This window comes from Streptomyces recifensis, from assembly GCF_002154615.1.
Lineage (GTDB): Bacteria > Actinomycetota > Actinomycetes > Streptomycetales > Streptomycetaceae > Streptomyces > Streptomyces griseoluteus.
The window spans coordinates 1-1505 of the sequence record NZ_MUNH01000529.1; the positions used below are offsets into that span (position 1 = coordinate 1).

Sequence of the window (1505 nt, forward strand, 5' to 3'; positions counted from 1 at the left end):
GCGGGCCGGTGGAGCGGTGGGGGTGACGACCGTCGCCGCCCTGTCGACCACTCCCACCAGCTCATCCGTTTTTCCCATTTTCACTCCGGATGTCGGTGTATGGCCGACGATAGGCGAGGGGCGTGCGCGCGGTGCGGCGCACACGCCGTCTCGCCTCCGGATGCCCCGGGAGGTTCCGGCCCGGGTCCGGCTCAGGCCAGCTGGCCGACCTCGTAGTCGCCGGCGGGCATCCGGATCATGACGTTCATGCGGTTGTAGGCGTTGATGAGGCCGATCAGGAAGACCAGGGCCGCGAGCTGGTCCTCGTCGTAGTGCTTGGCCGCGTTCGCCCACGCCTCGTCGGTGACGGCGCCCGGGGTGTCGGCGAGACGGGTGCCCTGCTCGGCCAGTTCGAGGGCGGCGCGCTCGGCGTCGGTGAAGACGGTGGCCTCGCGCCAGGCGGCGACCATGTTCAGCCGGAGCTGGGTCTCGCCCGCCTGCGCGGCCTCCTTGGTGTGCATGTCGAGGCAGAAGCCGCAGCCGTTGATCTGGCTGGCGCGGATCTTCACCAGTTCCTGGGTGGCGGCGGGGAGGGTGGAGTCCGAGACCACCTTTCCGGCCGCGTTGATGTGCTTGATGATCTTGGCGGTGGCGGGGATGGCGAACGGGTTGAGGCGGGCGGTCATGGGTGCGCTCCTGTGGGTCGCTTCCGGTGGATTCACGGTTACGACGGGCGGGGTGACGGGGGTGTGACATGGACGAGTGTGAGCCGGGTCACCAGGAGGCGGGGGGCCGGGACGCATGGGGTGCGGCGACATGGAGTCGGGCCACCTGGCCTGTGCCGACACAGGGCTCGACCACACGGGGTGCGCCCACATGGGGCTGGACCACATGGGGCGCGCCCACACACGACCGGACCACGTCGGGCGCGCCCACACAGGGCGCGCCCACATCACTTCCGGCCACACACCTTCCAGCCACTCGGAATCCGCTGGGAATGTGTGCAGGAGAGCCACATGGGGCGCACACACTCTGCTGATGGTCCCGTTACGGTGGCGGGCGCTCACCCGCGCCCGTCGACCCAGGAAGACCGCGAATGGACTACTGCTCCGCCTGCCGTCGGCATCTGAACGGCGCCCTGGTCTGCCCCGGCTGCGGCGTCTGCGCCTCCCCGGACCTGGCCCCGATGCCGGTCCGCGCAAGCGTGTACGCCGTACGGCAGCCCGGCGACGAGGACGTACCGGCGCCCCGGCCCGGCAGGTCGGTGCCCCCGCCGGCCGCCCCGCACCGTCCGGCGGAGGTGCCGTCGGGCAGTGGTCGCGCGGTCCGGCGCCGCGAGCAGTCCCGTTGGAGGAAGACGCGCCGCAGGGCAGCCCTGGCGACCGCCGTCGCCCTGGTCGGCGGTGGTCTCACCCTCGCCGCCGCCCTGAACCACCAGCCCGCCGACCGCACCCGCCCCACCGCGGCCCAGGGCGAGCAGCCGATGGGCGGTACGGGTCCCGAGGCCACGGCCGGTCTCCCGGTAC

The 1505-nt window shown here is 72.3% G+C and carries 2 protein-coding genes; one reads left to right on the top strand and one right to left on the bottom strand.

Annotation, left to right across the window (positions count from 1 at the left end):
- Positions 1-191 precede the first annotated feature (191 nt).
- The gene (locus tag CCN33_RS24925; RefSeq protein WP_086695722.1) at positions 192-665 is read right to left on the bottom strand and encodes a carboxymuconolactone decarboxylase family protein; all 474 of its coding nucleotides are present in this window, start codon (positions 663-665) and stop codon (positions 192-194) included.
- Positions 666-1075: 410 nt separating this feature from the next.
- On the opposite strand from CCN33_RS24925, the gene CCN33_RS31670 reads away from it, so the two are divergent.
- The coding region (locus CCN33_RS31670) for an SCO2400 family protein (protein WP_425275869.1) at positions 1076-1505 on the top strand (430 nt) is incomplete at its 3' end.

Coding starts and splice junctions, on each gene's coding strand:
- CCN33_RS24925 (WP_086695722.1), bottom strand. CDS start 665: ATGACCGCCCGCCTCAACCCGTTCGCCATCCCCGCCACCGCCAAGATC.